Below are 21,059 nucleotides of genomic sequence, written 5' to 3' on the forward strand. Positions count from 1 at the left end.
ACTCATGGCTGAAGTACTTGTGCTCGTTGAGCACTCCGAAGGCGCATTGAAGAAGGTCAGCGCCGAGCTCATTACCGCTGCCCGCGTGCTGGGCGAGCCTGCCGCTGTTGTGGTGGGCAAGCCGGGCACCGCGGCTCCGCTGGTCGACGGCCTGAAGGCCGCCGGTGCGGCCAAGATCTACGTCGCCGAGTCCGACGACGCGGAGAGCTACCTGGTCACCCCCGTCGTCGACGTGCTGGCAGGACTGGCCGAGTCGGCCGCCCCCGCCGGCGTCATCGTCGCCGCCACCGCCGACGGCAAGGAAATCGCCGCCCGCCTGGCTGCGCGTATCGGCTCGGGCCTGCTGGTCGACGTGGTCGAGGTCCGCGAGGGTGCGGTGGGCGTCCACTCCATCTTCGGTGGTGCCTTCACCGTCGAGGCCCAGGTCACCAGTGACACCCCGGTGATCACGGTCCGTCCGGGTGCCATCGAGGCCGCCCCGGCCGACGGTGCCGGCGAGGTCGTCAACGTCGAGGTTCCGGCCCAGGCCGAGAACGCGACCAAGATCACCAAGCGCGAGCCCGCCGTTGCCGGTGACCGCCCCGAGCTCACCGAGGCCAGCGTCGTGGTCGCCGGTGGTCGTGGTGTCGGCAGCGCCGAGAGCTTCTCGGTCGTCGAGGAGCTGGCCGACTCGCTGGGCGGCGCCGTCGGTGCCTCCCGCGCCGCGGTCGACTCGGGCTACTACCCGGGCCAGTTCCAGGTCGGCCAGACCGGTAAGACGGTGTCGCCGCAGCTGTACATCGCCCTCGGTATCTCCGGCGCGATTCAGCACCGCGCCGGCATGCAGACGTCGAAGACGATCATCGCGGTGAACAAGGACGAGGAAGCGCCGATCTTCGAGATCGCCGACCTCGGCATCGTCGGTGACCTGTTCAAGGTCAGCCCGCAGCTGACCGAGGCCGTCAAGGCCCGCAAGGGATAGATTTTTCCTGCGCGAGCAGACACAAAAGCACCCCAAAACTTCGGTTTTGGGGTGCTTTTGCGTCTTCTCGTCATTGGCCATGAGTGTCACGCTGGAGTGACACCCGGCGTCGGCGGGTTGGATGCCCCGGACTACGGACTTTCCAGGGTTTGGATCTCGGCACGCGGTGCCAGTGTTGGTCCTGTCAGCGCGTTGAGAAAGGGATTCGCACAATGAAAATCACAGTCATAGGTGCCAGTGGCCAGATCGGCTCGCGGGTCGTGCGGTTGCTCACCGAAGCCGGGCACGACGTGGTGGCCGCCTCCCTGTCGTCGGGTGCCAACGTCCTGACCGGCGAGGGCCTGGTCGACGCGCTCAACGGCGCTGAGGTGCTGGTGGACGTGGTGAACTCGCCCTCGTTCGAAGACGCCGCCGTGATGGACTTCTTCACCGCGTCCTCACGCAATCTGGCGGCCGCCGCGAAGGAGACCGGTGTCGGGCACTACGTCGCGCTGTCGATCGTGGGCACCGACGGCCTGCCGGACAGTGGCTACATGCGGGCCAAGGTGGCCCAGGAGAAGAACATCACCGAGTCCGGGCTGCCGTACACGATCGTGCGGGCCACGCAGTTCCAGGAATTCGCCGAGGCCATCACCGGGTCGCTGGTGGTGGGCGACGAGGTACGCGTCCCTGATGCCCGGATCCAGCTGATCTCAGTGGACGACGTCGCCGCCGAGGTGGCCAAGGTGGCGCAGGCCGCGCCGCTCAACGGCATCGTCAACATCGGTGGGCCCGACAAGATCTCGTTCGCCGACATGGCACGCGCGGTGCTGGCCAGGCAGGGGGACGACAAGCCGGTCGTGATTGACCCGCAGGCAACGTATTTCGGCACCGCCGTCGACGACAACAGCCTGGTGACCGGCGACGACGGGATCCTTGGTGAAACCCGCTTCGCCGACTGGATCGCGGTGCGCTGACATGCCTGTCTCAGCTGAGCGCGAGCAGGCGCTTCATGACGCGATGACCGTGATCGGCAGTGTGACGCCGCCGTTCATCCCGCCGAATGCCGAGGTGATGACGACGATCATCGAGTGGCCCGCGGGATCCCCTGGGGCGCCCCCACACCGGCATCCCGCCGGACCCGCCTTCGGCTATGTGCTGGAGGGCGAGATGCTCTTCGAGCTGGAGGGCGAGGCGCCGCGGGTGGTCAAGGCGGGGGAGGCCTTCTGGGAGCCCGGCGGTGACGTCATCCACTACTCGGATGCCAACAACCGTGACGACATTCCGCTGAAGTTCCTCGTCAACATGCTGTGTGTGCCAGGTGAACCCATGCTCGTCATCGTCGAAGACGAGGAGCTCGAGGCCCGCAAGGACCGGCGAGTTCGCTGATGGCCGAGTTCGGAGACGTCGTCCGGTCGCGTCGTTCGTCACGAATGTTCCTGCCGGACAAGCCTGTTCCACGTGAGCTCCTGGACGAGGCGCTCGCGTTGGCAGTGCGGGCGCCGTCGAACTCGAACACACAACCCTGGCACGTCTTCTTCGCCACCGGCGAGCGGCGCGACCGATTGGTGGACGCGCTGCTCGCCGCGGTCGAGGCGGCACCGCCGGCGGTCGGCTCCGCGGGCCTTCCGCCGCGGTTCGCTCACCTGCGCCGCGAGAGTGGTGCCCTGGTCTACGGGGCAATGGGGATCGCCCGCGACGACGCCGAGGGACGCTGGGCTGCCCAGAAGCGCAACTGGGAGTTCTTCCACGCGCCCGTCGCCGGGGTGGTCTGCATGCACCGGGATTTCACCAACGTCGACGCGATGGGGGTCGGGATGTTCCTGCAGATCCTGCTGTTGGCGTTGAACGAACGGGGTCTCGGCAGTTGCGTGCAGGTGTCCATCTCGTTCTATCCCGACGTACTGCGCGAACAACTGGGGATTCCCGACGATCTGACGATCCTGAGTGGGCTGTCGATCGGCTATGCCGACCCCCAATTTGCGGCGAATCACCTGGACACACCGCGCAACCCGATCGGCGAGAACGTGGTGTTCCTGCAGGACTGACCGGCAGCCCAAAAAGTCACCTGGCGCTCACAGACATGTCACACAGGCGATGCCGTATGGAGACCCGGCTGGGCGACCGTGCTGGTTATGAGCACTGCATCTGTACTCATCGCCGCTGATCACACCGACAGCGCGGCGCCCGATGCGCCGCGCTACACCCTGTTGTTGTCCGCCGACCCCGAGCTCATCGAAGCCGCCCAGCGGCTCCGCCACGACGTGTTCACCTCCGAACCCGGATTCACCCTCACCGGGGCTGCCGACGGACGTGACGCCGACCGGTTCGACGAGCATTGCGACCATCTGCTGGTACGTGAGGACCGCACCGGCGAGTTGGTGGGCTGCTACCGGATGCTGCCGCCGCCCGGCGCCATCGCCGCGGGCGGGCTCTACACGGCCACCGAGTTCGATGTGCGCGGCCTCGACGCATTGCGGCCGTCCCTGGTCGAAATGGGCCGTGCGGTGGTGCGGACCGACCACCGCAACGGTGCCGTCGTCCTGCTCATGTGGGCGGGCATCCTGGCCTACCTGGACCGTTCCGGGTACGACTACGTGACGGGCTGCGTTTCGGTGCCGGTCGCCGGGAACGCGGACGGCCCACCGGGAACCCAGATCCGAGGGGTCCGCGACTTCGTGCGGCGTCGCCACGCCGCTCCTGCCGAACACACGGTGTACCCGTACCGGCCGGTGATGCTGGACGGCAGAGGGCTCGATGACATCGACCCGCCCTCGCGGACCACGGTGCCACCGCTGATGCGGGGGTACCTGCGCCTGGGCGCGCAGGTGTGCGGGGAACCGGCCCACGACCCCGACTTCGGGGTGGGGGACTTCCCGGCCCTCCTGGACAAGCGCCGCGCCGACGTCCGCTATCTCAAGCGCCTGCGCTCGGTGTCGGCCGCGGCCGACATGGCCGACGGGATGGCCGGGGGCGCCTCATGACCACATGTGATCACTCCTGGCTGCCCAAGGCCTCGTGCGACGGCAGTTGCGTGCATGCCGGCGGCGCCGACGCCGGCCGTCGGCTGGTGGTGTGGATCCGCACTTCGGTGCGGGTGGTGATGGCCGTCATCCTGGCGCCCGGCGTGCCCCTGCTGGCGGTGCCGATACCGGGCCGCTCACATGTGCAGCGTTTCTACTGCCGGTTGATGCTGCGCTGCTTCGGAGTCCGGATCTCATTGTCGGGCGGACCTATTCGCAACCTGAAGGGCGTGCTCGTGGTCAGCGGCCACGTGTCATGGCTCGACATCTTCACGATCGGTGCGGTGCTGCCCGGCTCGTTCGTGGCCCGGGCGGACCTGGTCGAATGGCCCGCGGTGGGCCGGCTGACCCGGGTGATGAAGGTGATCCCGATCGACCGGGGCAGCCTGCGCAGGCTGCCCGCGGTGGTACACACCGTGGCCGAGCGCCTGCGCGCCGGACACACCGTGGTGGCCTTCCCGGAGGGCACCACCTGGTGTGGCCTGGCCTACGGACCGTTCCGGCCGGCGATGTTCCAGGCCGCGATCGACGCGGCCCGGCCGGTGCAGCCGTTACGCCTGGTCTACCGCCACCGCGACGGCCGGCCGTCGACGATTCCGGCCTTTGTGGGGGAGGACACCCTGCTGCGGTCGGTGCGGCGGGTCATCACCGCACGTCGCACGGTGTGCCACGTCCACGTCGGGTCTCTGCAGCTGCCGGGAGACGACCGACGGGCCCTGGCCGGGCGCTGCGAGGCGGTGGTGCGCGCCCACCAGGAGCTCCCTGGCGCTCCCGCGCACGTGCTGGCGGCCTGAGGAGGCCGGAGGGAGGGTCGCCTGCCAGCGGCTATCCTAGGAGGGCTATGGCCTCCATCCTGACCTCCTCCTCAGGCGGGCCGGTCTATCTCGATCACGCCGCCACCACCCCGATGCACGCCGCTGCCATCGAGGCGATGACCGCTGCGCTGGCCACCGTCGGCAACGCGTCGTCGCTGCACGGTTCCGGCCGGCTGGCGCGCCGCCGCATGGAGGAGGCCCGTGAGACGTTGGCCCGCCTGCTGGGCTGTCGCCCCTCGGAGGTGATCTTCACCGCTGGTGGCACCGAGAGCGACAACCTCGCCGTCAAGGGCATCTACTGGGCCCGCCGCGATGCCGAGCCGGCGCGGCGCCGGATCATCACCACCGCTGTCGAGCATCACGCCGTTCTGGACGCCGTGCAGTGGCTGGTCGATCACGAGGGCGCCGAGGTGACCTGGCTGCCGGTCGACGCCGAGGGTGCCGTCGCACCCGAGTCGCTGCGCTCGGCGCTCGAGGCCGGCGACGGACCGGCTGACGTCGCCCTGATCAGCATCATGTGGGCCAACAACGAGGTCGGCACGATCATGCCGATCGCCGAGCTGGCCGCCGTCGCGGCCGAGTTCGAGGTCCCGATGCACAGCGACGCCATCCAGGCCGTCGGGCAGATCCCGGTCGATTTCACCGAAACCGGCCTGGCGGCGATGAGCGTTGCCGCGCACAAGTTCGGCGGCCCGATGGGCGTAGGCGCGCTGGTGCTGCGTCGGGACACCGCCTGCGTGCCGCTGCTGCACGGCGGCGGTCAGGAGCGCGACGTCCGGTCCGGGACACCCGACGTGGCCGGTGCCGTTGCGATGGCCGCGGCCGCCGAGGTGGCCATCGGGGGGCTCGCCGAGCACAGTGCCCGGGTGCAGGCGTTGCGGGACCGGCTGATCGACGGCGTGCTGTCCACCATCGAGGACACCCATCTGAACGGGCCGCAGGGAGCCGACCGGCTTCCCGCCAACACGCACTTCACCTTCCGCGGCTGCGAAGGCGACTCGCTTCTGATGCTGCTCGACGCCAAGGGCGTCGAATGCTCCACCGGGTCGGCGTGCACCGCCGGTGTGGCACAGCCGTCGCACGTCCTGATCGCCATGGGCGCCGATCCGGCCACCGCGCGGGGTTCACTGCGATTCTCGTTGGGACACACCAGCACCGACGCCGATGTCGACGCGGTGCTGGAGGTGCTGCCCGCGGCGGTCGAGCGGGCCCGGCAGGCGGCGCTGGCCAGCGCCGGGAGGACCTTCTCATGAGAGTCCTGGTCGCGATGAGCGGCGGCGTGGATTCCTCGGTGGCCGCCGCCCGGATGGTCGATGCCGGCCACGACGTCGTCGGAGTGCACATGGCGCTGTCGTCGGCGCCGGGGACGTTGCGCACCGGATCCCGGGGGTGCTGCTCCAAGGAGGATGCGGGCGATGCCCGCCGGGTGGCCGACATTCTCGACATCCCGTTCTACGTCTGGGACTTCGCCGACCGGTTCAAGGACGACGTGATCGACGACTTCGTCGAGTCGTACGCCCGCGGCGAGACCCCGAACCCCTGTGTGCGGTGCAATGAGCGGATCAAGTTCTCTGCGCTGGCGGCGCGGGCGCTGGCGCTCGGTTTCGACGCGGTGGCCACCGGTCACTACGCACGGCTGGCCGACGGCCGGCTGCGCCGCGCGGTCGACGCCGACAAGGACCAGTCCTACGTGCTTGGTGTGCTGACCGCCGAACAGCTGTCGCATGCGCTCTTCCCGATCGGTGACACGCCCAAGTCGCAGATCCGGGCCGAGGCCGCCGAGCGTGGCCTGGCCGTCGCGAAAAAGCCTGACAGCCATGACATCTGCTTCATCCCATCCGGAGACACCCAAGCCTTCCTGGGCGCCCGGATCGGGGTCCGTCGCGGCTCGGTGATCGACAACGAAGGTGCGGTGCTCGCCGAACACGACGGCGTGCACGGCTTCACCATCGGACAGCGCAAGGGTCTGGGTATCGCGGGGCCGGGTGCCGACGGCCGACCGCGCTACGTCACCGCGATCGACGCCGAGACGGGCACGGTGCGGGTCGGACCGGCCGAGGACCTCGAGATCTGGGAACTGGTCGGCGACAAGCCCGTGTTCACCAGCGGGGCTCCGCTGCAGGGGCCGGTCGAATGCCAGATTCAGGTGCGGGCGCACGGCGGGATCACCGACGCGGTGGCCGAGCTGCGCGACGGCCGGCTGGCGGTTTCCCTGCGGGCACCGCTGCGCGGGGTGGCCCCCGGACAGACCATGGTGCTGTACCGGCCTGACTCCGACGGTGACGAGGTCATCGCCAGCGCGACCATCGCGCGCGCGTGAGCATCGACGGATGAGCGTCTTCGCAGCGGCCACCGGTATCGGTTCCTGGCCGGGCACCCAGCCACGGGCTGCCGCAGAAGTTGTCGTCGGTGAACTGCACACCCTGTCGCACCTCGTGGAACTGCCGGCGCGGGGGATCGGCGCCGACCTGATCGGTCGGGCCGGGGCCCTGCTGGTCGACATCGGCATCGACACCGTGCCGCGCGGATACCGCATCGCCGGTGGCCGCAGCGCTGCCCTGCGACGCGCCGAGAGCCTGCTCGGCGAGGACATCGATGCGCTGGAAGAAGCCTGGGAGCGTGCGGGGCTGCGGGGCAGCGGGCGCGCCGTCAAGGTGCAGGCGCCCGGTCCGATCACGCTGGCTGCTCAGCTGGAACTGCCCAACGGGCATCGGGCCATCACCGATCACGGTGCGCTGCGGGATCTTTCGGCCTCCCTGGCCGAGGGCCTGTCGATCCACCGTGCCGAGGTGGCCCGGCGGTTGGAGACCCCGGTGGTGGTCCAGTTGGATGAACCGTCACTGCCTGCCGCGCTGGCGGGCCGGCTGTCGGGGGTCACCAGTTTCACCCCGGTGCATCCCGTGGACGAGCCGTTGGCGATGAACCTGATCGACGCGTGTGTCGCCGCGGCCGGGGTGGACGTCGCACTGCACAGTTGTGCACCCGAGCTGCCGTGGAAGGCCTTGTTGCGCAGCACTGTTCATGCCGTTTCGGTCGACGTCTCGACTCTGACGCCGGCGGATCTGGACGGTGTCGGGGAGTTCGTCGACTCGGGACGTACCGTGCTGCTCGGTGTGGTGCCTTCGGTCGCGCCCGAGAGCAGGCCGTCGGTCGAAGAAATCGCCAAGGCGGCGGTGGCGCTCACCGATCGACTCGGGTTCGCCCGGGCTGTGCTGCGGGACCGCATCGGCATCACGCCGTCCTGTGGGTTGGCCGGTGCCACGTCGCAATGGGCGCGCACCGCTGTGGAATTCGCACAGAAGGTCGCCGACGCGTTCGCCGAAGATCCGGACGCCATCTAGAAAAAGCAACCAAAAGGTTGCTCTTGGCCGCGCACGGTCCTAGGCTGAAGGGCAACTGAAAGGTTGCGTATGAGTGCTGATCGGATCGAGAAGGAAGTTCTGCTCAAGGCGCCCCTGGACCGGGTGTGGCGGGCGATCAGCGATTCCGAGGAATTCGGCCGCTGGTTCGGGGTCCGGTTCGACGGACCGTTCGTCGCCGGGGAATCGGTCAACGGTGTGATGACGCCGACCGAGGTCGACGAAGAGGTCGCCGCCATGCAGGAGCCCTACGCCGGCGAAGCCGACGCCTGGCACATCGTTGCGGTCGAGCCGCCGCATCGGCTGGCCTTCCGCTGGCACCCCTATGCCGTCGAACCCGGCTCCCGTGAGCCCGGGGCGCCGACCACCCTGGTGGAGTTCACACTGGCCGAGGCCGACGGCGGGGTCCTGCTGCGCATCGTCGAGTCGGGATTCGACGCGATTCCCGCCGAGCGGCGGAAGTCGGCATTCGAGTCCAACAGCGAGGGCTGGGCCCATCAGGCCGAGATGGTGCGCAAGTACCTCGCGCTCGGTGAGTCGGTGTGACGGCCGCCGTCGGTTCGGCCGAACCGCTGTCCCCGTTTTTCAATGCGCTCGGCGATGCCAACCGGTTACGCATCGTCACCCGGCTCTGTGAGGGCGGCCCGTGTTCGACGGTGCAACTGACTCAGGTGATTCCGGTGACCCGTCAGGCCGCGACCAAGCACCTGTTGCTGCTGGAGGCGGTGGGTTTGGTGGCCAGCGATCGCAAAGGCCGCGAACGGATCTGGCGGATCCAGCCCGAGCCGCTGGTGCAGGCCAGTGACTACCTCACGGCACTGTCGCGGGGCTGGGACAACGCGATCGACCGCCTGCGGGCCTACGTCGAGGACTAGCTGCCGCGCAGCTCCCGGCGCAGGATCTTGCCGGCCGACGACTTGGGGATCGCGTCGATGAACTCGACCTGGCGCACCTTCTTGTAGGGCGCCACCAGGCCGGCCACGAACGTCATCACCTCATCGGCGCTCAACTCGGACGAAGGCTGTTTGACCACGAAGGCTTTCGGCACTTCCTCGCCGGATTCCTTGTCCTGCACCCCGATCACCGCGGCATCGGCGATGTTGGGATGGCCCAGCAGCACAGCCTCCAGTTCGGCCGGCGGGACCTGGTAGCCCTTGTACTTGATGAGTTCCTTCAGTCGGTCGACGACGTAGACGCAGCCGTAGGAATCGACCTGGGCCAGATCTCCGGTGTGCAGGAACCCGTCGGCGTCGATGGTCTCCCGAGTGGCCGCCTCATTGCCCAGGTAGCCGGCCATCACGTTGGGCCCCTTGAACCACAGCTCGCCGGTTGCGCTCAAACCCTCGGCGGGGATGTCGATTTCATGGCCGGTGTCTGGGTCGACCAGCTTGCTGACACTGTTGGGAACGGTCCAGCCGCACGAGTCCAGCGGCGCGACCGTGCCGACCGACGCCAGCCCACCGTCGTGCGGGGTGATGTGGCTGACCGGGCTGAGCTCGCTCATGCCGTAGCCCTGAGACACCGTGCAGCTCAATCGATCTGCCACGGCGCGGCCCAGATCGGCATCGAGCGAGGCGGCGCCGGACAGGACGGCCCGCAGTGAGGACAGGTCGTAGGAATCGACCAGCGGGTGCTTGGCCAGGGCGACGGCCACCGGCGGGGCGATGTAGACGAACGTGCACCGGTGCGTCGCGATGTTGTCGAGGAATTCGCCGAGATCGAATGACGGCATGACGACGAGTTGTGCGCGGGCGTGCAGGGCGGCGTTGAGCAGCACCGTCATGCCGTAGATGTGGAAGAACGGCAGAACTGCCAACAGCCGGTCATCGGAGGTCAGGCCCTGCAGTGGGCGGATCTGGGCCACGTTCGCCGTCAGGTTGGCGTGCGTGAGCATGACGCCCTTGGGGTTGGCCGTGGTGCCCGAGCTGTAGGGGAGCGCGGCCAGGTGCGTAGCCGGATCGAAGCTCACGTCGGGTGCCGGGCCTTCGGCGCCGAGGCCGTCACCGTCGAGCACCACCACCTGGTCTTCGGTGAGGCCTGCCGCCAGTGCTCCCTCGAGGGCCTGCGGCAGCAGCGCGTTCACCGTTACCAGCAGGCGCGCCTTCGAATCCTTGAGTTGCTTGGTGATGTCACGCGCGGTGAACAGTGCGTTGACGGTGGTGGCGGTGGCGCCCGCGCGCAGGATCCCGTGGAACGCGATCGCGAAACCCGAACTGTTGGGGGACAGCAGTGCCACCACGTCGCCGACGCCGATCCCGCGAGCCGCCAGCCCGCCGGCGAACGCGTCGATCCGGCTCACCAGGTCGCCGTAGCTGGTCTCGGTACCGGACTTGGCGTCCACCAGGGCGGTCCGGCCGGCATCGGCCGCCGACATGCCGGCGAAGAGATAGTCGTAGACGCTGACGGTCGGCAGGTCGACGTCGGGGAATGGACTGGCGAAACTCATGGGGCTTCCGATCAGTTCTCGTCGAGTTGTTTGATGAGTCGGCGCGAGGCGACCAACCGGAACGAGGCGTCGATGAGTTCGCGGACCTCGACCCAATCTACCTTCGCCGCACTGAAGTCCAGACCGAGCCAGCCGAAAGGACTCATGTAGGCCGGGAAGAAGAAGCGGCTGTCCTGTTCGAGTGCCCGGCGGTCGCTCTCGTCGACCTTGATCAGCAGCGAGTGGGGATACGGCACCATCTCGCCGCGGCCCTCCGGCTTCACGTTTCCGCCGTACATGGCGAACATCTTCGGCGCGCAGAACACCGGCCGACCCCAGGAGATCTTCTCGAAGGCCTCGGGAAATCCCAGGGCCACGGTGCGGAGTTCGGCCAGGCCCAGGTCGTCATCGCTGAACATGATCGGGTGCGGCATGTCGACAGAGTAGCGGTAGGGACCCGCCCGGGCTGATTAGAAATTAGGCTAGCCTTACCTTGCTCAATCGCAGGAAGGTGGACATGCCCACGACTTGGTTGGATTCCCTCACCCGGCAAACCCGCCGACCGGGTGGGTATCCCTATCCGCATCAGGCCGCCTATTTCCTCAACAATCCGTTGCGCCGACTCAGCGGAGACGACGAGCGTGCCGTCAAGCGGCTCGACCTGACCGGATTCGAGCGGGTACTCGAAATCGGGCCGGGCCCTGGATACTTCAGCGTCGCGATCGCCCGCAACCTGCACCGGGGGCGACTGGACCTGCTCGATGTTCAGCTGGAGATGCTGGACAAGTCTCGCAGCGCACTCGACCGTGCCGAGTGCTACAACGTCAGCTTCCACAGCGGCGATGCCGACGAAGAGCTGCCGTTCTATGACGACAGTTTCGACGTGGCGTTCCTGGCTTCGGCGTTCGGCGAGATATCGGACAAGCGGGGGTGCATCCGGTCCTTGCACCGGATTCTCAAACCCGGTGCGCTGCTGGTGTTTCGGGAAGGATTCCCCGACCCGGACCGCCTCAGCGTCGACGATCTGCGTGAGCTGGTGGAAGCCGACGATTTCGAGTTCTGCGATGCCACCGGGAACCGCTGGCACGACATCGTCAGATTTCGGCGCTTGCCGCTGCCATGAGCTGTCGGCGGGCTCCGCTAGCCTGCCAGAGTGAGCGAGAAGCCAACCGTAGACGCCGACGCCGCGCTGCCCGAACAGGCCGATGCCGACGTGCGGCGACGCTGGCAGGAGCTTGCCGACGAGGTACGTGAACACCAGTTCCGGTACTACGTCAAAGACGCGCCCATCGTCTCGGACGCTCAGTTCGACGCCCTGCTGCGCGAACTGCAGGCCCTGGAAGCCGACCATCCCGAGCTGCGAACCCCGGATTCCCCGACCCAGTTGGTCGGCGGCGCCGGGTTCGCCACCGAATTCGCGCCCGCCGAGCATCTGGAACGGATGTTGTCCCTGGACAACGTGTTCGATTCCGATGAGCTCTCGGCCTGGGCGGCCCGGATCAGCGGGGAGACGGGCGACGCCGCGCACTATTTGTGCGAGCTGAAGATCGACGGTGTCGCCCTGGCGCTCGTGTACCGCGACGGCAGGCTGGTGCGGGCCGCTACGCGGGGTGACGGGCGCAGCGGTGAGGATGTGACGCTCAACGCCCGCACCATCACCGACATCCCGGAGAAATTGACGGCTTCCGACGAGTTTCCGGTGCCTGCCGTGCTGGAGGTGCGCGGCGAGGTGTTCTTCCGGGTCGCCGACTTCGAGGAGCTCAACGCCGGGTTGGTGGCCGAGGGCAAGCCTCCTTTCGCCAACCCGCGCAACAGTGCGGCGGGCTCGCTGCGTCAGAAGAACCCAGCGGTCACCGCGCGGCGCAGACTCCGGATGATCTGCCACGGGCTCGGGCACGCCGAAGGATTCAGCCCCGCGTCCCTGCATGACGCCTATCGGGCGCTGGGTGCGTGGGGTCTGCCGGTCTCCGAGCACACCGCCAGGGTGTCCGGTGTCGCCGCGGTCGCCGAGCGGATCGCCTACTGGGGTGAGCACCGCCATGACGTCGACCACGAGATCGACGGTCTGGTCGTCAAGGTCGACGAGGTGGCGCTGCAGCGCCGGCTCGGCGCGACCTCGCGCGCACCTCGCTGGGCGGTGGCCTACAAATACCCGCCGGAAGAGGCCACCACGAAGCTGCTCGACATCCGGGTGAGCGTGGGGCGGACCGGCCGGGTCACCCCGTTCGCCTACATGGAGCCGGTCAAGGTGGCCGGTTCCACCGTCGGCCTTGCCACGCTGCACAATGCGACCGAAGTTCAGCGCAAGGGGGTGCTGATCGGCGACACCGTGGTGATCCGCAAGGCCGGCGACGTCATCCCCGAGGTCCTCGGCCCGGTGGTCGACCTGCGCGACGGCTCCGAGCATGCGTTCGTCATGCCGACCAACTGCCCCGAATGCGGCACCGTGCTGGCGCCGGCCAAGGAGGGCGACGCCGACATCCGCTGCCCGAATACCCGCAGTTGCCCGGCGCAGTTGCGGGAGAGGGTGTTTCACGTGGCAGGGCGTGGCGCGTTCGACATCGAGGGGCTCGGCTACGAGGCAGCGACCGCGCTGCTGCAGGCCGGGGTGATCGCCGACGAGGGCGATCTGTTCACCCTGACCGCCGACCAGTTGCTGCGCACCGAGCTGTTCACGACCAAGGCCGGCGAGCTGTCGGCCAACGGCAAGCGCCTGCTGGCCAATCTGGACAAGGCCAAGGCCCAGCCGCTGTGGCGGGTACTGGTGGCGTTGTCGATCCGCCACGTGGGGCCCACCGCGGCGCGGGCACTGGCCACCGAATTCGCCAGCCTCGACGCCATCGTCGCGGCGAGCGAGGAGCAACTCGCCGCGGTGGAAGGGGTCGGCCCGACGATCGCCGCCGCCGTCATCGACTGGTTCACCGTCGATTGGCACCGCGCGATCGTGGACAAGTGGCGCGCCGCCGGGGTCCGGATGGCCGACGAACGCGACGCGAGCATCGAGCGCACGCTGGAGGGTCTGTCGATCGTGGTGACCGGATCCCTACCCGGGTTCTCCCGCGATGAGGCCAAGGAGGCCATCATCAGCCGCGGCGGCAAGGCCGCAAGCTCGGTCTCCAAGAAGACCGCCTACGTGGTCGCCGGTGACGCGCCCGGATCCAAGTACGACAAGGCCGTAGAACTCGGTGTCCCGATCCTCGACGAGGACGGCTTCCGCGCGCTGCTCGCCGAAGGCCCGCAAGCGGGACCGGACGCCGCAGAGCCCGAAGAGAGCTAGCCGCAGGGCGTTTCAGCGCAGGATCGTGGCGACGATCCCGGCCAGATAGCCCAACCGCGCCACCTCGGAGGGCCGGAACCCCGGACCGCCGGGACGGCCCAGCACCACCGCGGTGTTCGGGTCGCCCAAGGGTGCGGCGGCCAGTGTGGTGTCCATGTCGCGCCACACCTGCGGCACCCAATCCTCGGTGCCGTCGAGAGCGGCGGCCTGCTGCAACGGCAACCACGGCGCCGACTGGGCCTGCGTCTCGGGAGCGCCGTGACTCCCGGCGATGCGCTCGACGCCGGTTGCGGTGGACCGGACCACGACACACCAGCTGACGCGCAGCACCCGGGGTGCTTCTTCGGCGAGCACCTTCAGCCGCGCGGCCTTCGAATGCGCGGCGGCGACATGGTCGATCAGCTCGAGCTCACGGTGTGCCTCCAGCAGCCCGGTATGGGGGCGGATGCTGTCGACGAAGACGCCCGACAGGTTCTCGGCGGCGGTGATCAAGGTGTCCGGCATGGAGCCCTGCGGCAGATCGACGACCAGATCGTCGATCGCGTAGCCGGCTCCGCGCTCGACGACGTCGAGCGACAGGATGTCGGCACCGACCGAGCCGAGCGCCACGGCGAGTGAGCCGAGGCTGCCTGGTCGGTCCTCTAGCTGGACCCGCAGCAGATACGAAGGCACGCGCATCACCTTTGCACAGCGGGCGCAGCGGGGCATGCCGGTGACCCGCCCGAAGCACTGCCGAGGCTGGACCGATCCCCAAGTCGCTGCGCCTGCCCGCCGAAACCCGATTTGGTGGCTTGACTAGGCTGCTTTGTCGTGTCGAAGATCTCCCGAGACGAGGTAGCCCATCTGGCGCGTCTGGCGCGCCTGGCGCTGACCGACGACGAACTGGACAGTTACGCCGGCCAGCTGGATGCCATCCTCGGCCACGTCAGCCAGATCCAGTCCGTCGACGTCACCGGCGTGGAAGCGACGGACAACCCGCTCAAGGACGTCAACGTCAGCCGGCCTGACGTTGTCGAGCCGTGCCTGACGCAGGAGCAAGCGCTGGCCGCCGCGCCGCGTGCCGAAGACGGTCGCTTCGCCGTGCCGCGGATTCTCGGAGAGGGTGAATGACGAGCATGAGTGAGCTGATCCGCAGCGATGCGGCGACCCTGGGGGCCCAGATCGCGGCCAAGGAGGTCTCCTCGACCGAGGTGACCCAGGCCCACCTGGACCAGATCGCGGAGACCGACGAACGCTTCAACGCCTTCCTGCACGTGGCAGCGGAATCCGCGCTGGAGACCGCGGCACGCATCGACGCTGCCGTGGCCGCCGGCGAGACGCTGCCCTCGCCGCTGGCCGGGGTGCCGCTGGCACTCAAGGACGTCTTCACCGCCACTGACATGCCCACCACCGCGGGCTCGAAAATCCTTGAGGGATGGCGCGCGCCGTACGACGCGACCGTCACCGCCAAGCTGCGCGCCGCGGGTATCCCGATCCTGGGCAAGACGAACATGGACGAATTCGCCATGGGATCGTCGACCGAGAACTCGGCCTACGGCCCGACCCGCAACCCGTGGAACACCGAGCGGGTGCCCGGCGGATCGGGGGGCGGTAGCGCTGCGGCGCTGGCCGCGTATCAGGCCCCGCTGGCCATCGGCACCGACACCGGCGGGTCGATCCGCCAGCCTGCCGCGCTCACCGCGACCGTCGGCGTGAAGCCGACCTACGGCACGGTCTCGCGCTACGGCCTGATCGCCTGTGCGTCCTCACTGGACCAGGGCGGTCCGTGTGCCCGCACGGTGCTCGACACCGCGCTGCTGCACCAGGTGATCGCCGGCCACGACCCGCGCGACTCGACCTCCGTCGATGCCCCGGTGCCCGATGTGGTCGGTGCTGCGCGGGCCGGTGCGGCAGGCGATCTCAAGGGTGTGCGCGTCGGTGTGGTCAATCAGCTGCGCGGCGAGGGATACCAGCCTGGAGTGCTGGAGTCTTTCAATGCCGCTGTCGCCCAGCTGACCGCGCTCGGCGCTGAGGTCACCGAGGTGGACTGCCCGCACTTCGACCACGCGATGGATGCCTACTACCTGATCCTGCCGTCGGAGGTGTCGAGCAACCTGGCACGGTTCGACGCGATGCGGTTCGGGCTGCGCGTCGGCGATGACGGCACGCACAGCGCCGAGGAGGTCATGGCGTTGACCCGGGCCGCCGGATTCGGGCCGGAGGTCAAGCGCCGGATCATGATCGGCACCTACGCGTTGTCGGCGGGCTACTACGACGCCTACTACAACCAGGCGCAGAAGGTGCGGACGCTGATCGCCCGCGACCTGGAGCGGGCCTACCAGAGCGTGGACGTGCTGGTGTCCCCGGCGACGCCGACGACAGCGTTCCGGTTGGGGGAGAAGGTCGACGATCCGCTGGCCATGTATCTGTTCGACCTGTGCACCCTGCCGCTGAACCTGGCCGGGCACTGCGGCATGTCGGTGCCGTCGGGTCTCTCGCCCGACGACGGCCTGCCCGTCGGACTGCAGATCATGGCGCCGGCCCTGGCCGATGACCGGCTGTACCGCGTCGGCGCGGCCTACGAGGCTGCCCGCGGCCCATTGCCCAGCGCGTTGTAGGCGGCAGCCCCTAACCCGGGCACGGTTGTGCCAGGCGGGGCAAGATGGTGCCCATGCGCATCGGAGTTCTCACCGGCGGCGGTGACTGTCCTGGCCTGAACGCGGTGATCCGGGCGGTGGTGCGCACCTGCGACCAGCGCTACGGCTCGTCGGTGGTCGGATTTCTCGACGGCTGGCGGGGCTTGTTGGAGGACCGCCGTATCCAACTGGCCAACGACGATCGCAACGATCGGCTGCTGGCCAAGGGCGGAACCATGTTGGGCACCGCGCGGGTCAACCCGGACAAGCTGCGGGCGGGACTGGATCAGATCAAGCAGACACTCGAAGACAACGGGATCGACGTGTTGATCCCGATCGGCGGTGAAGGCACCTTGACCGCCGCGCACTGGTTGTCCGAGGAGAATGTCCCGGTGGTCGGCGTACCCAAGACCATCGACAACGACATCGACTGCACGGACGTCACTTTCGGCCACGACACAGCGCTGCAGGTGGCGACCGAGGCCATCGACCGGCTGCACAGCACCGCTGAATCGCACCAGCGCGTCATGCTGGTCGAGGTGATGGGCCGGCACGCCGGGTGGATCGCGCTGAATGCCGGCCTGGCCTCGGGCGCGCACATGACGCTGATCCCCGAGCAGCCCTTCGACGTCGAGGAAGTGTGCCGGCTGGTCAAGAAGCGCTTCCAGCACGGATCGTCACACTTCATCTGCGTGGTGGCCGAGGGCGCGAAACCGGCAGAGGGCACGATGCAACTGCGCCAGGGCGGCATGGACGAGTTCGGGCACGAGAAATTCACCGGTGTGGCACAGCAATTGGCGCTCGAGGTGGAGAAGCGGATCAAAAAAGATGTGCGCGTCACGGTTCTCGGCCACGTCCAGCGCGGCGGTACCCCGACGGCCTATGACCGCGTGCTGGCCACCCGGTTCGGCGTGAACGCGGCCGACGCCGCCCATGCCGGCGAGTTCGGGATGATGGTGTCGTTGCAGGGGCAGGACATCGGCCGGGTATCACTGGCCGATGCGACCCGCCACCTCAAGCTGGTGCCGCAGTCCCGTTACGACGACGCCGCTGAGTTCTTCGGCTAGTCCCGGCCCTTGCGCTCGGCCAGGGAAATCACGCGCTCTTGAGCGCTTCGCGGCGTAGTAACTGCCACATGGACGGGGTGTCGACGGTCGTGGAAATGGTCACGGTCGCACCGGTTTCCGGCGATTCCGCCAGTTTGAGCAGGTAGTCGGCGAGATCGGTGCGCGAGGTGAACGCGCCCACCGGGTCGCGCCGGCCGGCGATGTACTCGGTGACGTCGGGCAGGTCGAACAGGCCGGACGGCCGCACGATGGTCCAGTTCAGTCCGCTGCCGGAAACGATGTCCTCCATCCGGCGCATGTCTGCGTAGAGCGTCTTGCCGAAGATGCGGCTGATCACCGGCTGGACCACGCGGAGCGCGAACGGCGTATCGGTGCGGCCGGGGTAATCGGCGATCGCGGTGGAGCTCACGACGGCCAACCGGTCGACTCCGGTGGCGCGCATCGCGGCGACGATGTTGCCAACGCCGACCGAGTACGTGTCGACGGGATCCATGGTGAAGGTGACGCCCAGGGTGGACAGCACCGCGTCGGCGCCGTCGATCACGGCGGTGACCGCTGCTGCGTCGCGCACGTCGGCTTCGGTCACCGTGAGCGCGGCGTCGGTGATCGGGAACTGCGCGGGGTGGCGGGTGACCGCCACGACGGTGTGGCCGGTGTCGAGCGCCCGGCGGGTGAGCAGACGTCCCGTCGCACCGTTGGCGCCGAAGATGACGATTCGCATGAGAGCCTCCCAATTAGTCACTAATAGTGACAATCACGTCATATGACAATCACTGCGAGTGCTAGTGTTCGGCTCGTGGCTGAGGAACCGATCGGGGTGTCCGCGCTCGACCAGCGCATCCCGTTTCTGCTGTCCCAACTCGGCGCGTATGTCGCCGAGGGGTTCAAGGCCAGGCTCGAGCCGCTGGGCCTGCATCCGCGGGCCACCGCGGTCCTGCTGGCGCTGGCCGCGGTCGACGGGCAGTCGCAGCGCGAGCTGTACGGGCGCCTCGGTCTGCACCGCAACGTCATGGTCACGCTGATCGACACGCTGGAAGCCGAAGGGCTCGTCGAACGTCGGCCACACCCCGAAGACCGGCGCGCCTTCGCGGTGTCGCTGACCGAGCGGGCGCGCGAGCTGATCCCGGCGCTCGACGAGGCGGGTCGTGCGCTCGAGGACGAGGTGACCGCGTCGCTGTCCGATGACGAACGAGCCGTGCTGAGACACACGCTGCGGCGGTTGTCGGCCGCTGCGGGTCTGATTCCCGGCGTCCACCCCGGACTGGCCTGAAAAGGCGCCCAACTAGGATCGACACCATGTCTGTCGCTACCGCTGAACTCGTCGACTACGACGACGTCATCGCCGCCTACGAGCCCGTGATGGGCATGGAGGTGCACGTCGAGCTGTCCACGGCCACCAAGATGTTCTGCGGCTGCGCCAATCGGTTCGGTGCCGAGCCCAACACGCTGGTCTGCCCGGTCTGCCTCGGGCTGCCGGGTTCTCTGCCGGTGCTCAACGAGGCGGCCGTGGAGGCGGCGATCCGCATCGGCCTGGCGCTCAACTGCGATATCGCACCGTGGGGCCGGTTCGCCCGGAAGAACTACTTCTACCCCGACCAGCCGAAGAACTACCAGATCTCGCAATACGACGAGCCGATCGCGATCAACGGATACCTCGACGTACCGCTCGACGACGGAACCACCTTCCGCGTCGAGATCGAGCGTGCGCACATGGAGGAAGACACCGGCAAGCTGACCCACCTGGGCAGCGATACCGGCCGCATCGCGGGTGCGACGACCTCGTTGGCCGACTTCAACCGCGCCGGCGTTCCGCTGATCGAGATCGTCACCAGGCCCATCGAGGGGACCGGGGCGCGTGCGCCGGAAATCGCCCGCGCCTACGTCACTGCCCTGCGAGATCTGCTGCGCGGCTTGGACGTATCGGATGTGCGGATGGACCAGGGATCGATGCGGTGTGACTCGAACCTGTCTCTCAAGCCGATCGGCGCCACCGAGTTCGGCACCCGCACCGAGACCAAGAACGTGAACTCGCTCAAGAGCGTCGAGGTTGCGGTCCGGTACGAAATGCGCCGTCAGGCAGCGGTTCTCAATTCCGGCGGCACCATCACCCAGGAGACCAGGCATTTCCACGAGGACGGCTACACCTCGCCGGGGCGCAGCAAGGAGACGGCGGAGGATTACCGCTACTTCCCCGAGCCCGACCTGGAACCGGTCGCTCCCAGCGCCGAGCTGGTCGAGCGGTTGCGCCAGACCATCCCCGAGCTGCCGTGGTTGGCGCGCAAGCGGATTCAGCAGGACTGGGGCATCTCCGACGAGGTGATGCGCGATCTGGTCAATGCCGGCGCGGTCGAGTTGGTGGCAGCCACCGTCGAGCACGGCGCCTCCAGCGAGGCTGCCCGCGCCTGGTGGGGCAACTTCCTGGTGCAGAAGGCCAACGAGTCAGAGGTCGAGCTCGAGGCACTGCCGATCACCCCGGCCCAGGTGGCCGCCGTCGTCAAGCTCGTCGACGAAGGCAAGCTGTCCAACAAGCTGGCACGCCAGGTGATCGAGGGTGTGCTGGCCGGCGAGGGAGAACCCGAGCAGGTGATGACCGACCGTGGTTTGGCGCTCGAGCGCGACGACTCGGTGATCCAGGCCGCTGTGGACGACGCTCTGGCCGCCAACCCTGACGTCGTGGAGAAGATCCGCGGCGGCAAGATCCAGGCCGCCGGTGCGATCGTCGGTGCGGTGATGAAGGCGACCAAGGGCTCGGCCGACGCCGCCCGGGTCCGTGAGCTGGTGCTGGCCGCGTGCGGCCAGAGCGGCTGACCGCTCGTCAGCTCACCGGGCCGGCGAACATCGTCATCGCCGCGGCGGCATATTGCTCGAGCCGCTCGCGCGGGTAGTTGTCCGGATCGTGCACGGCCAGGCGACCGAGCATCTCGGCGAACGAGAGCAGGGTGTGGCCGAGCAACTCGGGGTCCAGCGCGGCAAGCCGGGGGTCCACCGCGATGCCGGCTTTCGCCATTTGCTCGACCTGCGTGAGGATCTGGTTGCGGGCGTTGCGGACGGCCGCGCGGTAGTCCCGCGGAGCGGTGTCGGGCACGGTGAGGATGAGCCGCCAGCGCGTCGGGTTCTCCAACACGCAACGCAGGAATCCGGTGACGGTCGCGGTGTAGGCATCGGTCGGGCCCGTGCCGGACAGATTCTTGGGCAGGGCGGCCAGTACCTGGCTCAGCCCGTTCTGATGTTCGCGGATGAGCAAGGCGGTCACCAGCTCGGTACGCGTCCGGAACGCGGTGTAGAGGACAGGTTTGCCGACTCCGCCCGCCTCGGCGACTGCCTCCATCCTGAGCTCGTGCAAGGGGCAGTCGTGGAGCACGGTCATCGCCGCGTCCAGCAGTTGCTCGCGCCGTTCTTCACGCGGTAGCCGCGGTGCATATCTGCGGCGCTGGCGGTCAGGCACCCGGACAATGGTACGTGATAGTCGAACCATTTCTAAGGGCGCATTACGAGCGTTGCATTCATATCGACCCGTTGGCGCAGCCGGCTCCGGTCA

At 68.3% G+C, this 21,059-nt stretch carries 23 protein-coding genes; 18 read left to right on the forward strand and 5 right to left on the reverse strand.

The window, feature by feature from the left end; genetic code table 11:
• The first annotated feature begins 4 nt into the window (after positions 1–4).
• The 11 genes from EH231_RS01450 to EH231_RS01500 all read left to right on the forward strand — a co-directional run bounded on the left by EH231_RS01450 (position 5) and on the right by EH231_RS01500 (position 9,012).
• The gene (locus EH231_RS01450; RefSeq protein WP_044517417.1) at positions 5–961 is read left to right on the forward strand and encodes an electron transfer flavoprotein subunit alpha/FixB family protein; all 957 of its coding nucleotides are present in this window, start codon (positions 5–7) and stop codon (positions 959–961) included.
• A gap of 212 nt (positions 962–1,173) precedes the next feature.
• Complete coding sequence (locus EH231_RS01455) at positions 1,174–1,917, forward strand: SDR family oxidoreductase (protein ID WP_124711739.1); 744 nt, start codon at positions 1,174–1,176, stop codon at positions 1,915–1,917.
• Between the two features lies 1 nt (position 1,918).
• A complete protein-coding gene (locus EH231_RS01460; protein ID WP_090424990.1) occupies positions 1,919–2,329 on the forward strand; it encodes a cupin domain-containing protein in 411 nt (136 codons plus the stop codon).
• Entirely contained in the window at positions 2,329–2,988 is a 660-nt protein-coding gene (locus EH231_RS01465) for a nitroreductase (protein WP_124711740.1), read from the forward strand. Before EH231_RS01460 ends, EH231_RS01465 begins: the two co-directional genes overlap by 1 nt.
• 87 nt (positions 2,989–3,075) lie before the next feature.
• Entirely contained in the window at positions 3,076–3,924 is an 849-nt protein-coding gene (locus EH231_RS01470; RefSeq protein WP_090424992.1) for a GNAT family N-acetyltransferase, read from the forward strand.
• The gene (locus EH231_RS01475; protein ID WP_124711741.1) at positions 3,921–4,757 is read left to right on the forward strand and encodes a lysophospholipid acyltransferase family protein; all 837 of its coding nucleotides are present in this window, start codon (positions 3,921–3,923) and stop codon (positions 4,755–4,757) included. Before EH231_RS01470 ends, EH231_RS01475 begins: the two co-directional genes overlap by 4 nt.
• 47 nt (positions 4,758–4,804) lie before the next feature.
• The gene (locus EH231_RS01480) at positions 4,805–6,031 is read left to right on the forward strand and encodes a cysteine desulfurase family protein (RefSeq protein ID WP_164480726.1); all 1,227 of its coding nucleotides are present in this window, start codon (positions 4,805–4,807) and stop codon (positions 6,029–6,031) included.
• On the forward strand, positions 6,028–7,098 hold the full coding sequence (gene mnmA, locus EH231_RS01485; RefSeq protein ID WP_124711742.1) for a tRNA 2-thiouridine(34) synthase MnmA: 1,071 nt from the start codon (positions 6,028–6,030) through the stop codon (positions 7,096–7,098). Before EH231_RS01480 ends, mnmA begins: the two co-directional genes overlap by 4 nt.
• Positions 7,099–7,108: 10 nt before the next feature.
• Entirely contained in the window at positions 7,109–8,119 is a 1,011-nt protein-coding gene (locus EH231_RS01490) for a uroporphyrinogen decarboxylase/cobalamine-independent methonine synthase family protein (protein ID WP_124711743.1), read from the forward strand.
• A 69-nt stretch (positions 8,120–8,188) separates the two neighbouring features.
• The gene (locus tag EH231_RS01495; RefSeq protein ID WP_124711744.1) at positions 8,189–8,683 is read left to right on the forward strand and encodes an SRPBCC family protein; all 495 of its coding nucleotides are present in this window, start codon (positions 8,189–8,191) and stop codon (positions 8,681–8,683) included.
• Entirely contained in the window at positions 8,680–9,012 is a 333-nt protein-coding gene (locus EH231_RS01500) for an ArsR/SmtB family transcription factor (RefSeq protein ID WP_124711745.1), read from the forward strand. The genes EH231_RS01495 and EH231_RS01500 overlap by 4 nt, the downstream gene beginning before the upstream one ends.
• Here the strand turns inward: EH231_RS01500 and EH231_RS01505 are convergent.
• Positions 9,009–10,583 carry a 4-coumarate--CoA ligase family protein gene (locus EH231_RS01505; RefSeq protein ID WP_124711746.1) on the reverse strand — a complete coding sequence of 525 codons (1,575 nt, stop codon included), beginning with the start codon at positions 10,581–10,583 and terminating at the stop codon, positions 9,009–9,011. The genes EH231_RS01500 and EH231_RS01505 overlap by 4 nt on opposite strands.
• Positions 10,584–10,594: 11 nt before the next feature.
• Entirely contained in the window at positions 10,595–10,996 is a 402-nt protein-coding gene (locus EH231_RS01510; protein WP_124711747.1) for an MmcQ/YjbR family DNA-binding protein, read from the reverse strand.
• A gap of 98 nt (positions 10,997–11,094) precedes the next feature.
• On the opposite strand from EH231_RS01510, the gene EH231_RS01515 reads away from it, so the two are divergent.
• Positions 11,095–11,685: a class I SAM-dependent methyltransferase gene (locus tag EH231_RS01515; RefSeq protein ID WP_164481130.1), complete on the forward strand. Its 591-nt coding sequence runs from the start codon at positions 11,095–11,097 to the stop codon at positions 11,683–11,685.
• Positions 11,686–11,715: 30 nt separating this feature from the next.
• Positions 11,716–13,839 carry an NAD-dependent DNA ligase LigA gene (gene ligA, locus EH231_RS01520; RefSeq protein ID WP_124711749.1) on the forward strand — a complete coding sequence of 708 codons (2,124 nt, stop codon included), beginning with the start codon at positions 11,716–11,718 and terminating at the stop codon, positions 13,837–13,839.
• 12 nt (positions 13,840–13,851) lie between these two features.
• On the opposite strand, the gene EH231_RS01525 is transcribed toward ligA, so the two are convergent.
• The gene (locus EH231_RS01525; protein ID WP_205263309.1) at positions 13,852–14,520 is read right to left on the reverse strand and encodes an ACT domain-containing protein; all 669 of its coding nucleotides are present in this window, start codon (positions 14,518–14,520) and stop codon (positions 13,852–13,854) included.
• A 129-nt stretch (positions 14,521–14,649) separates the two neighbouring features.
• Here EH231_RS01525 and gatC point away from each other — a divergent pair, with 129 nt between their 5' ends.
• The 3 genes from gatC to EH231_RS01540 are packed head-to-tail and all read left to right on the forward strand — an operon-like array spanning position 14,650 to position 17,521.
• Complete coding sequence (gene gatC / locus EH231_RS01530; RefSeq protein ID WP_066895883.1) at positions 14,650–14,949, forward strand: Asp-tRNA(Asn)/Glu-tRNA(Gln) amidotransferase subunit GatC; 300 nt, start codon at positions 14,650–14,652, stop codon at positions 14,947–14,949.
• A gap of 5 nt (positions 14,950–14,954) precedes the next feature.
• A complete protein-coding gene (gatA, locus tag EH231_RS01535) occupies positions 14,955–16,436 on the forward strand; it encodes an Asp-tRNA(Asn)/Glu-tRNA(Gln) amidotransferase subunit GatA (RefSeq protein ID WP_124711751.1) in 1,482 nt (493 codons plus the stop codon).
• 53 nt (positions 16,437–16,489) lie between these two features.
• Entirely contained in the window at positions 16,490–17,521 is a 1,032-nt protein-coding gene (locus EH231_RS01540) for an ATP-dependent 6-phosphofructokinase (protein WP_019343140.1), read from the forward strand.
• A 28-nt stretch (positions 17,522–17,549) separates the two neighbouring features.
• Here EH231_RS01540 and EH231_RS01545 read toward each other — a convergent pair whose 3' ends face one another.
• Positions 17,550–18,242: an NAD(P)-dependent oxidoreductase gene (locus tag EH231_RS01545; protein ID WP_090425001.1), complete on the reverse strand. Its 693-nt coding sequence runs from the start codon at positions 18,240–18,242 to the stop codon at positions 17,550–17,552.
• A 75-nt stretch (positions 18,243–18,317) separates the two neighbouring features.
• Here EH231_RS01545 and EH231_RS01550 point away from each other — a divergent pair, with 75 nt between their 5' ends.
• Complete coding sequence (locus tag EH231_RS01550) at positions 18,318–18,791, forward strand: MarR family winged helix-turn-helix transcriptional regulator (protein WP_234927093.1); 474 nt, start codon at positions 18,318–18,320, stop codon at positions 18,789–18,791.
• 26 nt (positions 18,792–18,817) lie between these two features.
• A complete protein-coding gene (gatB, locus tag EH231_RS01555; protein ID WP_090425003.1) occupies positions 18,818–20,329 on the forward strand; it encodes an Asp-tRNA(Asn)/Glu-tRNA(Gln) amidotransferase subunit GatB in 1,512 nt (503 codons plus the stop codon).
• Positions 20,330–20,336: 7 nt separating this feature from the next.
• On the opposite strand, the gene EH231_RS01560 is transcribed toward gatB, so the two are convergent.
• Complete coding sequence (locus EH231_RS01560) at positions 20,337–20,996, reverse strand: TetR/AcrR family transcriptional regulator (protein WP_164480727.1); 660 nt, start codon at positions 20,994–20,996, stop codon at positions 20,337–20,339.
• Positions 20,997–21,059 lie beyond the last annotated feature (63 nt).

The sequence above is a fragment of the Mycolicibacterium nivoides genome (genome assembly GCF_003855255.1).
Classification (GTDB): Bacteria; Actinomycetota; Actinomycetes; order Mycobacteriales; family Mycobacteriaceae; genus Mycobacterium; species Mycobacterium nivoides.

Excerpts from the sequence above, each read along its gene's own strand:
- gatB (WP_090425003.1), top strand. The coding sequence starts at position 18,818 with ATGTCTGTCGCTACCGCTGAACTCGTCGACTACGACGACGTCATCGCC.
- EH231_RS01540 (WP_019343140.1), top strand. The coding sequence starts at position 16,490 with ATGCGCATCGGAGTTCTCACCGGCGGCGGTGACTGTCCTGGCCTGAAC.
- EH231_RS01460 (WP_090424990.1), top strand. The coding sequence starts at position 1,919 with ATGCCTGTCTCAGCTGAGCGCGAGCAGGCGCTTCATGACGCGATGACC.
- EH231_RS01560 (WP_164480727.1), bottom strand. The coding sequence starts at position 20,996 with ATGGTTCGACTATCACGTACCATTGTCCGGGTGCCTGACCGCCAGCGC.
- EH231_RS01505 (WP_124711746.1), bottom strand. The coding sequence starts at position 10,583 with ATGAGTTTCGCCAGTCCATTCCCCGACGTCGACCTGCCGACCGTCAGC.
- EH231_RS01480 (WP_164480726.1), top strand. The coding sequence starts at position 4,805 with ATGGCCTCCATCCTGACCTCCTCCTCAGGCGGGCCGGTCTATCTCGAT.
- mnmA (WP_124711742.1), top strand. The coding sequence starts at position 6,028 with ATGAGAGTCCTGGTCGCGATGAGCGGCGGCGTGGATTCCTCGGTGGCC.
- EH231_RS01450 (WP_044517417.1), top strand. The coding sequence starts at position 5 with ATGGCTGAAGTACTTGTGCTCGTTGAGCACTCCGAAGGCGCATTGAAG.
- EH231_RS01475 (WP_124711741.1), top strand. The coding sequence starts at position 3,921 with ATGACCACATGTGATCACTCCTGGCTGCCCAAGGCCTCGTGCGACGGC.
- EH231_RS01470 (WP_090424992.1), top strand. The coding sequence starts at position 3,076 with ATGAGCACTGCATCTGTACTCATCGCCGCTGATCACACCGACAGCGCG.
- EH231_RS01490 (WP_124711743.1), top strand. The coding sequence starts at position 7,109 with ATGAGCGTCTTCGCAGCGGCCACCGGTATCGGTTCCTGGCCGGGCACC.
- gatA (WP_124711751.1), top strand. The coding sequence starts at position 14,955 with ATGAGTGAGCTGATCCGCAGCGATGCGGCGACCCTGGGGGCCCAGATC.
- EH231_RS01455 (WP_124711739.1), top strand. The coding sequence starts at position 1,174 with ATGAAAATCACAGTCATAGGTGCCAGTGGCCAGATCGGCTCGCGGGTC.
- EH231_RS01510 (WP_124711747.1), bottom strand. The coding sequence starts at position 10,996 with ATGCCGCACCCGATCATGTTCAGCGATGACGACCTGGGCCTGGCCGAA.
- EH231_RS01495 (WP_124711744.1), top strand. The coding sequence starts at position 8,189 with ATGAGTGCTGATCGGATCGAGAAGGAAGTTCTGCTCAAGGCGCCCCTG.
- EH231_RS01465 (WP_124711740.1), top strand. The coding sequence starts at position 2,329 with ATGGCCGAGTTCGGAGACGTCGTCCGGTCGCGTCGTTCGTCACGAATG.
- EH231_RS01545 (WP_090425001.1), bottom strand. The coding sequence starts at position 18,242 with ATGCGAATCGTCATCTTCGGCGCCAACGGTGCGACGGGACGTCTGCTC.